Below are 9,588 nucleotides of genomic sequence, written 5' to 3' on the forward strand. Positions count from 1 at the left end.
AAAGTTCGGACTTTCTGCCGGGTCACCTGCCCATGAACACCGCGATCTATCGAAGTAACACCCAAAAACGTTTATAATATCGGCCTTTGTTTTCCATCAACGTATTCAGGTCACTATGACGGCACCCACACAGACTTTATCCACCCAATCGAGCAGAAAAATTCTGGTCACCAGCGCACTGCCCTACGCCAACGGTCCCATTCACCTCGGGCATCTGGTCGAATACATCCAGACCGACATCTGGGCCAGGTTTCAGCGTCAGCGCGGACATGAATGCTACTACGTCTGTGCCGACGACGCGCATGGCACCCCGATCATGCTGCGGGCCCAGGCCGAGGGCATCAGTCCGGAAGCGCTGATTGCGCGGGTCAGTGAGGAACACCAGACCGATTTTGCCGGGTTCAACATTGCCTTTGATCATTACCACAGCACCAACTCGCCGGAAAATGAGCATTTCGCCAGCCACATTTATGAGCAACTCAAGGCACAGGGACATATCAGTCGTCGCGTGATCGAACAATACTACGACCCGGAAAAAGCCATGTTTCTGCCGGATCGCTTTATCAAGGGCACCTGCCCCAAATGCGGTGCCGATGACCAGTATGGCGACAACTGTGAAGCCTGTGGGGCCACTTATTCCCCCGAGGAACTGAAAAACCCGGTGTCGGTGGTGTCCGGGGCCACTCCGATCAAAAAGGAAACCGAACACCTGTTTTTTGAGCTGCCACACTTTGAAACCATGCTCAAAGACTGGACTCACAAAGGCCACCTCCAGACCCAGATTGCCAACAAGCTGGATGAGTGGTTCGAATCCGGCCTTCGCGCCTGGGACATCTCGCGTGATGCACCCTATTTTGGCTTCAAAATCCCAGGAGAAACCGACAAATTCTTTTATGTCTGGCTGGACGCCCCGGTGGGGTATATGGCCAGTTTCAAAGCCCTTTGTGAAAAGAAACAACTGGATTTTGATGCTTTCTGGGCTCAGGACGCTCAGGCCGAGTTGTATCATTTCATCGGCAAGGACATCGTGTATTTTCATGCCCTGTTCTGGCCGGCGATGCTTTCCGGCGCCGGATTCCGCACGCCGGATGCGATTTTCTCGCACGGTTTTCTGACCGTGGACGGTCAGAAAATGTCCAAGTCCCGCGGCACCTTTATTATGGCCAAAACCTATCTGGATCATTTGAACCCGGAATACCTGCGCTATTATTTTGCCGCCAAGCTGTCCAGCCGGATTGATGACATTGACCTGAGTCTGGCCGATTTCACTCAGCGGGTGAATTCGGACCTGGTCGGCAAGGTGGTCAACATTGCCAGCCGCTGTGCCGGGTTCGTGGTCAAGAAATTCGATCGCAAACTCAACCAGGCCTGGTCAAAACCGGCTCAGGACCTGTACCAGCAATTTCTGGATCAGAGCGAACCCATTGCCGAACTGTACGAAAAACGCGAATTTGCTCAGGCCATGCGTGAGATCATGCATCTGGCCGATCTGGCCAATGAATACATTGACCAGACCGCGCCCTGGGTACTGGCCAAGGAAGACGGCAAGGAAGCCGAGCTACACGAATCCGTCAGCCTGGGGATCAATCTGTTCCGGGTGCTGATCACGTATCTGACCCCGGTCCTGCCCGAAACCGCCGACAAGGCCAAGGCGTTTTTGCAACTGGAGCATCTGAACTGGTCTGCGATCAACGAACCTTTGATGGGCCATGAGATCGTCAAGTTCAAACCCATGCTGACCCGAATCGACCCGGCACAAATCGAAAAAATGCTGGCCGCGTCCAAGGACGATACCGCCGCCCAGAAAGCGATGCAGCAGGCACCGGATCAAAACAAGGAAACACCGACAGACATGGAACCCATCGCCGACGAAATTGCCTTTGACGACTTTGCTAAAATCGACCTGCGGGTGGTGCGCATTGCCAAAGCGGAAAGCGTGCCCGAAGCCAACAAGCTGCTCAAGCTCACCCTGGATCTGGGCGAAGGGCAGAAACAGGTGTTTGCCGGCATCAAATCGGCGTATGATCCCGCAGAGATCGAAGGCAAACTGACGGTCATGGTCGCCAATCTCAAACCCCGTAAAATGCGCTTCGGTGTGTCCGAAGGCATGGTGTTGGCAGCAGGCCCTGGCGGCAAGGACTTGTTCATTCTGGAACCTGACGAAGGCGCGCAGCCAGGCATGCGCGTCAAATAAGGGACGACATGGAATACCTACTCATCCTGATCAGCACGGTTTTGGTCAATAATTTTGTCCTGGTAAAATTTCTGGGGTTGTGCCCGTTTATGGGCTCTTCCCAGAAAGTGGATGCGGCCCTTGGCATGGGCATGGCCACCACCTTCGTGATGACGTTGAGTGCGGTGATCAGCTATTTGATCAACCATTACCTGCTGATCCCGTTTGAGCTGGATTTCCTGCGCACCATCGGCTTTATCATTTCCATCGCCGTTGTGGTCAGCTTTACCGAAATGGCCATTCACAAAACCAGTCCGGTGCTCTACCAGACGCTGGGCATCTATATTCCTTTAATGACCACCAATTGCGCCGTACTGGGCATGGCTCTGCTCAATGTGCAACAGGATCACGGGTTTCTGGAATCGGCGATTTACGGGTTTGGCGCAGCGGCCGGGTTCACCCTGGTGCTGGTGCTGTTTGCCTCCATGCGTGAGCGCATTGAATACGCCGATGTGCCGGCCCCGTTCCGCGGTGCACCGATTGCACTGATCACAGCCGGATTGATGTCGGTGGCCTTTATGGGCTTTGGCGGGTTGGTCGCATGATCGAAGCGTTACTGGTCTTTCTGGTTCTGGCCCTGTTTTTCGGTATGTTGCTGGGCTACGCCAAAATCAAATTCAAAGTGGAAGGCAATCCGGTGGCCGACCAGATTGACAGCATCCTGCCGCAGACCCAATGCGGTCAATGCGGCTTTCCGGGTTGTCGTCCCTATGCCGAAGCCCTGGCGGAAGGCAACTCCGAAGTCAATCTGTGCGTTCCCGGCGGTCACGAAGTGATGATTCAGATTTCAGAAATCACGCATCGGGAACCCAAGGAGATGGATGCCTCCAACCCGCCTCCGGAAGAACCGATGGTCGCCGTGATCGATGAAGACATCTGCATCGGTTGTGTGCACTGCATCAAAGCCTGTCCGGTGGATGCCATTGTCGGGACCACCAAAATGATGCACACCGTGATTGAAAAAGAATGCACCGGTTGCGAACTCTGTGTGCCCGTATGCCCGGTCGACTGCATTGACATGGTTCCCCTGATGAAAACCCCGCAAACCTGGCACTGGCCGGAACCGAACGCCAACAGTCTGGAGAATCGCTCTTGAGCCATCTGGTCGAACACAAACCGCTCAAACACCGTTTCATCGAGTGGCTGGGGCGCTTCTACCCCATGGCCAAGCGTCTGCTGTACCATTTTCACGGCGGGGTGTTTCCCAAATACCACAAATCCTTATCCAATCGCTACCCTCTGGTTGAAGACTTTATCCCTGAGCTACTGACTTTGCCGTTACAGCAGCACCTGGGCGTGGCCACCGAACCGCTGGTCAGCGTGGGCGACCGGGTATTGAAATACCAGCGCATCGCCGACACCGACAAGGGCTTGTCTGCGCCCATACACGCGCCCACGTCTGGTACGGTCATCGCCATTGAACCGCGGATACTGCCACATCCCTCCGGCCTGCCGGGGCTGTGCATTCTGCTTGAGCCGGATGGCAGGGACGAAGCCCAGGCGCTTACCCTGCCGGAAACACCCACCTCCCCACAATCCCTGAAGACACTTGTGCACGAAGCCGGGATTGTGGGGCTGGGCGGTGCCGGATTTCCGACCTTTGCCAAAATCCCGGATCAGCGGGGCTGCATTGACCACCTGATCATCAACGGTGCCGAATGCGAACCCTTTATCACCTGCGATGACCAACTGATGAAACAGCGGCCCGAAGCCATCTGGCGTGGTGCCGAACTTGTCGCCCAGGCACTGGGCATCCCCAGAGTGCTCTGCGGTATTGAAGACAACAAAACCGAAGCGATCAAGACCATGACTCAGGCCGCAGACGGACTGCCTGCCGCCGCTCAGACGCACACGGATTTTCAAGTCCGCCCTGTGGCCACGGTCTACCCCATGGGTGGGCAGGAACAACTGACTCAGGAGCTGATTGATCTGGAAATTCCATCCGACAAACATGCGATCGAAGTCGGTGTCCTGATGATGAACGTGGCCACACTGGCAGCCATTGCCGATGCCGCCGATGAAGGCAAACCGCTGATTTCCCGCTATGTGACCGTTTCCGGCATGGGCCTGAATGCCCCGTTCAATGCCCACGCACTGCTAGGTACCTCTTTCAAGGCGCTGGCGGAAAAAGCCGATCCCAAAACCCCGCTGACCTACCCGCTGATCAAAGGCGGTCCCATGATGGGCATCTCCATGCACAGCAATGAGGTTCCGGTGATCAAAACCACCAACTGTGTGTTGGCGAACCCGCCCGAAGACGTGGAACCGGCCATGCCTTGCATCCGCTGCGGGGAATGCATGGATGCCTGCCCGATTCAGTTGTTGCCGCAACAGCTTTATTGGCACAGTCGCAGCCACGAATACGACAAAGTCAAAGACTTGAAGGTGTTCGATTGCATCGAATGCGGTTGTTGCAGCTTTGTCTGCCCCAGCCACATTCCACTGGTGCAATATTACCGTCACGCCAAATCCGAAATCGTGCGCATAGAGAAAGAGGAAGAAGCCGCTGAACTGGCCAAACAACGCCACGAATTCAGGCTGGCGCGGCTCGAAAAGGCGGAAAAAGCCAAGAAAGCCCGCCTGAAAGCGAAAAAAGACGCGGTCAAAAAACAGGCGGCTCAGACAACCCGACAATCGGGTGATGCCAGTGCAGCCGCAGCGAAAGCCGCCGCCGCGGCCAAAAAAGCGGCCGCAGCCAAGTCGCCCCAAACGGATCAAACAACCGATTCCAGCGCACCCAAAACGGCCAGAGAAAAAGCGATTGAAGCCGCCAAGGCCCGAGCGCAAAAAGCGGCCAAAAAAGCCGACGACTCGCCCACAGACAATCCGGCGGCACCGGAAGACCGTGCCCAGGTCAAACCCGCAGACAAACGCAAAGCCGCCATGGAAGCGGCTCAGAAACGCGCGCAAGCACAGAAGAACGCAAGCGCCGATTCTGCCTCCGACAAAGCGGCCAGACCTGCAGCCACGGAAACCGAGTCAAAGCGTGACAAGCGCCAGGCGGCCATGGCGGCCGCGCAAAAGGCAGCCAGAAAACGTCAGCAATCCTCTGATAATGCCAGCGAAAACACGGACCAATCGAGCCGCGTTGACAGCAAAATCCCAGCCGCTTCACCAAAAGACAAACGCCAGGCCGCCATGGCTGCGGCCAAAAAACGCGCGCTGAAAGCGCAGCAAAAAGCTCAGGCTCAAAAAGACACGCAAGCCCCATCACCGGACACAGAGGATTAACCCATGTCTTTGCCCTATTCCTCTCCCTACATTCACAATGCCAGCAGCGTCCGGCGCACCATGCTGCAAGTGCAGATCGCCGCATTTCCGGCACTGTTGGCGCATATTTATTTTTTCGGGTTCGGCATCACCATCCAGTGGGCACTCGCCGTCGTTGCCTGGCTGGTGGTCGAAACCCTGTTATTAAAACTGCGCCACCGACCGGTCAAACCCTTTATCTCCGACATGAGCGGACTGATCACCGTCACCGGCATTGTTTTCTGCATCCCGCCCGAATCCCCCTGGTGGGTGGTGGTCAGCGCGGTCATTTTTGCTCTGGTGTTTGGCAAGCATCTGTATGGCGGCTTGGGCTACAACCCTTTCAATCCGGCGATGCTGGGCTATGCGTTTGTGTTGATTTCCTTCCCGGCCGAAGTCACCCAGTGGACCCTGCCGGCCGGCATTTCCGGTCATCATTTGTCGCTGTGGGAATCGGCCCAGATCATATTCACCGGGCAATTTCCACCAGGCCTGGTGCATTTAACCGGGGCCACCCCTTTGAATGAACTGCAAACCGCGTTGGTCAATGGCGCCAGCGCAGCCGAAACCTGGGCAGGATCGCGCTTCAATGATCCAAACTTGATTAATGGCTGGTTTTGGGTGAATGTGGCCTTTCTGATCGGCGGAATCTGGATGTTGTACAGCCGAGCCATTCGCTGGCAATACCCGGTCGGATTTCTGAGCGCACTGGCCTTGATGGCGGCTCTTTTTCATGCCATTGACCCAGACACCTATGCGCCTGTCAGCTTTCACCTGTTCAGCGGTGGTGTGATGTTGGCCGCTTTTTTCATCATCACCGACCCAGTCTCTTCCAGCACCACTCCAATGGGACGTCTGTTTTACGCCATCGGCATCGGCGTGCTCGTGTATGTGATCCGTAACTGGGGCAGTTTCCCCGACGGGATCGCCTTTGCCGTATTACTGATGAACCTGTTTGTCCCCCTGCTGGATCAATACACTCAACCGCGCGTCATGGGTCACAAAGGACGATAAAAGGACAGATTATGCTTCAGAAATCCCGTCCACAAGCTTCGCTGCTCACCCAGATGGTCCAGACAGCCCTCAAGTTGAGTCTGTTTGTGTTCATTGCGGTCAGTCTTCTGACCGCCGTCTGGTTACTGACAGACGAACCGATCAAGCAAGCCGAACAGCGCGCCCTGATTCAAACACTGCAGCAGGTCATGCCTGCCTCCCATTACGACAACGACCTCCTGGCAGACACACGCACCATCGTGGCCCCGGAAGCATTGGGCACCAACGAGCCCGTGACCGTTTACCGGGCCCGCAAAGACAATCAGCCCGTGGGTCTGGTGATTCAGGCCAAAACCCAACAGGGCTACAGCCCCAATATGCAGATACTGGTCGGGGTCAACGTCCAAGGCAAGGTACTGGGCGTTCGAGTACTGGAACATGCGGAAACCCCTGGCTTGGGCGACAAGGTCGAACCCGGCAAATCCGACTGGATTCACAGCTTTCTCAACAAAAGCCTGCAGTCCCCGCCACCGGAAAGATGGACCGTGCAAAAATACGGTGGCGCATTCGACCAGTTCACTGGCGCGACCATCACACCCAAGGCGGTGGTCGAAAAAGTACGCGACGTACTCCAGCTGATCGAAAAACGAGGAGAAACCTTGTATGAATAAGACCATACCAAACAACGCCACCTCGTACAGAAAAATCATGGAAGACGGTCTGTGGCGCAACAATCAGGCTCTGGTCGCACTGCTTGGACTCTGCCCGCTTCTGGCGGTGACCAACAACACCGTCAACGGACTGGGCCTGGGGCTGGCCACCATGGCTGTGATCATGGTTTCCAATGTGCTGGTGTCCCTGATTCGTGATTTTGTGTCATCGGAAATCCGGATTCCGGTTTTCATTGCCATCATCGCCGCGGCGGTCACCATCATTGACCTGCTGATGGAAGCCTACCTCAACACCCTTCACGGCATATTGGGCATTTTCATCCCTCTGATTGTTACCAACTGTGCCATTTTAGGCCGTGCAGAGGCATTTGCTTCTCGCAATCCGGTCAATCACGCACTGGTAGACGGTTTTTTTGTGGGCTTGGGTTTTGCCCTGGTTCTGATCGTTCTGGGCGCATTGCGTGAATTGATTGGCAACGGCACCCTGTTCGACCAAATGCATTTACTGCTGGGCGACATGGCCGCTGGCTGGACGATCTCTCTGCCGGACCTGTATCAACCGGTTTTATTGGCCGTGCTGCCTCCCGGCGCGTTTATCGGACTGGGGCTTCTAATCGCCGTCAAGAACGCACTGGAAATTCGCAAACGGGAAAAACAGACCAATCAACTGGGCATCCGCGTTCAGGCCGAGCCTGCGATCAGTGACTCCATCAATCCGTAACGACCCTATGAATCAAGCCAAACGACTGCAAATATTCGAACGTCTGTCAGAACACATCCCCGACCCGGAAACCGAACTCCATTACAACACCGCCTTCGAACTACTGATCGCGGTGATTCTTTCGGCCCAGGCCACCGACAAAGGCGTCAACATCGCCACAGCCAAACTGTTCCCGGTGGCCAATACGCCCGAAACCATACTGGCTCTGGGCGAAGAAGGCTTGAAAACATACATTAAAACCATCGGATTGTTTAACAGCAAAGCCGCTAACATCATCAAGACCTGCCGACAGCTGATCGAACTTCATGACTCTCAGGTTCCAGACAACCGCAACGATCTCGAAGCCCTTCCCGGCGTCGGGCGAAAAACCGCCAATGTGGTTCTCAATACCGCCTTTGGTCAACCTACCATGGCGGTCGACACCCACATATTTCGAGTCGCCAACCGTACCCGCATCGCGCCGGGCAAAACCGTACTGGAAGTCGAAAAAAAGCTGCTTAAAAACGTGCCCAAAGCTTACCTGATGCCGGCCCATCACTTACTGATTCTGCACGGGCGCTACACCTGCACCGCGCGAAAACCGCGCTGCGGCGCCTGCTGCATTTTCGATCTGTGCGAATTCAAAGACAAGGAACAGTTTGCGCAATAGGAATGCCCTTTTTACCAGGCCTGGTTTGCAGGGATAAAGTAAAGACAATTACAAGCCGTTTTCACCAGGCCTGGTAAAAAGGGAACGGGCCGGTTTCCAGACATAAAAAAACCCATGAGGCTTTCGCACTCACGGGTTCAGGATATAAGCTTGGGGATGACCTACTCTCACATGGGACCTCCCACACTACCATCGGCGCTGAGACGTTTCACTTCTGAGTTCGGCATGGGATCAGGTGGTTCCATCTCGCTATGGTCCCCAAGCAATTGGGTACTGACAACCAGTCTCTCAACTCGTTGTCGGAATTTGGAAAAATCTCTTGGTTTTAATCTCGACTCGGTAACAGTCTTTGTGTTGTTTTTGACTCTCAAGCTGTCTGCCTAACCTCAGTCAACTCAAAACGTCTCTTTAAAAAGACCAAGTTTTCTTTGAGTTGTATAGTTAAGCCGCACGGGTAATTAGTACTGGTTAGCTTCATCCATTACTGAACTTCCACACCCAGCCTATCAACGTTGTCGTCTTCAACGGCCCTTCAGAGGGCTTAAAGCCCAGGGAGAACTTATCTCGAGGCAGGTTTCCCGCTTAGATGCTTTCAGCGGTTATCCTTCCCGAACATAGCTACCGGGCAATGCCACTGGCGTGACAACCCGAACACCAGAGGTTCGTCCACTCCGGTCCTCTCGTACTAGGAGCAGCCCCTCTCAATTCTCCAACGCCCACGGCAGATAGGGACCGAACTGTCTCACGACGTTCTAAACCCAGCTCGCGTACCACTTTAAATGGCGAACAGCCATACCCTTGGGACCGACTTCAGCCCCAGGATGTGATGAGCCGACATCGAGGTGCCAAACACCGCCGTCGATATGAACTCTTGGGCGGTATCAGCCTGTTATCCCCGGAGTACCTTTTATCCGTTGAGCGATGGCCCTTCCACTCAGAACCACCGGATCACTAGAACCTGCTTTCGCACCTGCTCGACGTGTCTGTCTCGCAGTCAAGCACCCTTTTACTCTTGCGCTCAATGCACGATGTCCGACCGTGCTGAGGGTACCTTCGCGCTCCTCCGTTACGC

Annotated in this window: 8 protein-coding genes and 2 rRNA genes; 8 read left to right on the forward strand and 2 right to left on the reverse strand. The window is 55.0% G+C overall.

Annotated elements, in window-relative coordinates:
• Nucleotides 1–115 precede the first annotated feature (115 nt).
• The 8 genes from metG to nth are packed head-to-tail and all read left to right on the forward strand — an operon-like array spanning nucleotide 116 to nucleotide 8,516.
• Nucleotides 116–2,194, forward strand: a complete 2,079-nt coding sequence (metG, locus tag A377_RS0111370; RefSeq protein ID WP_019896502.1) for a methionine--tRNA ligase — start codon at nucleotides 116–118, stop codon at nucleotides 2,192–2,194.
• Between the two features lie 8 nt (nucleotides 2,195–2,202).
• On the forward strand, nucleotides 2,203–2,778 hold the full coding sequence (gene rsxA / locus A377_RS0111375) for an electron transport complex subunit RsxA (protein ID WP_019896503.1): 576 nt from the start codon (nucleotides 2,203–2,205) through the stop codon (nucleotides 2,776–2,778).
• On the forward strand, nucleotides 2,775–3,329 hold the full coding sequence (rsxB, locus tag A377_RS0111380) for an electron transport complex subunit RsxB (RefSeq protein ID WP_019896504.1): 555 nt from the start codon (nucleotides 2,775–2,777) through the stop codon (nucleotides 3,327–3,329). The genes rsxA and rsxB overlap by 4 nt, the downstream gene beginning before the upstream one ends.
• Nucleotides 3,326–5,464 carry an electron transport complex subunit RsxC gene (gene rsxC / locus A377_RS12525; protein ID WP_019896505.1) on the forward strand — a complete coding sequence of 713 codons (2,139 nt, stop codon included), beginning with the start codon at nucleotides 3,326–3,328 and terminating at the stop codon, nucleotides 5,462–5,464. The genes rsxB and rsxC overlap by 4 nt, the downstream gene beginning before the upstream one ends.
• Nucleotides 5,465–5,467: 3 nt before the next feature.
• Nucleotides 5,468–6,496 carry an RnfABCDGE type electron transport complex subunit D gene (locus A377_RS0111390; protein ID WP_019896507.1) on the forward strand — a complete coding sequence of 343 codons (1,029 nt, stop codon included), beginning with the start codon at nucleotides 5,468–5,470 and terminating at the stop codon, nucleotides 6,494–6,496.
• A gap of 11 nt (nucleotides 6,497–6,507) precedes the next feature.
• The gene (gene rsxG, locus A377_RS0111395) at nucleotides 6,508–7,146 is read left to right on the forward strand and encodes an electron transport complex subunit RsxG (RefSeq protein WP_019896511.1); all 639 of its coding nucleotides are present in this window, start codon (nucleotides 6,508–6,510) and stop codon (nucleotides 7,144–7,146) included.
• Nucleotides 7,139–7,867, forward strand: coding sequence for an electron transport complex subunit E (locus A377_RS12530; protein WP_033422871.1), 729 nt, complete (start codon nucleotides 7,139–7,141; stop codon nucleotides 7,865–7,867). The genes rsxG and A377_RS12530 overlap by 8 nt, the downstream gene beginning before the upstream one ends.
• 7 nt (nucleotides 7,868–7,874) lie before the next feature.
• Nucleotides 7,875–8,516, forward strand: a complete 642-nt coding sequence (gene nth, locus A377_RS0111405) for an endonuclease III (protein WP_019896513.1) — start codon at nucleotides 7,875–7,877, stop codon at nucleotides 8,514–8,516.
• Nucleotides 8,517–8,664: 148 nt separating this feature from the next.
• On the opposite strand, the gene rrf is transcribed toward nth, so the two are convergent.
• Both rrf and A377_RS0111415 read right to left on the reverse strand, forming a co-directional pair.
• A 5S ribosomal RNA gene (gene rrf / locus A377_RS0111410) occupies nucleotides 8,665–8,779 on the reverse strand.
• A gap of 174 nt (nucleotides 8,780–8,953) precedes the next feature.
• Nucleotides 8,954–9,588 (reverse strand): 23S ribosomal RNA (locus A377_RS0111415); the annotation flags it as partial.

The sequence above is a fragment of the Hydrogenovibrio halophilus DSM 15072 genome (assembly GCF_000384235.1).
Classification (GTDB): Bacteria; Pseudomonadota; Gammaproteobacteria; order Thiomicrospirales; family Thiomicrospiraceae; genus Hydrogenovibrio; species Hydrogenovibrio halophilus.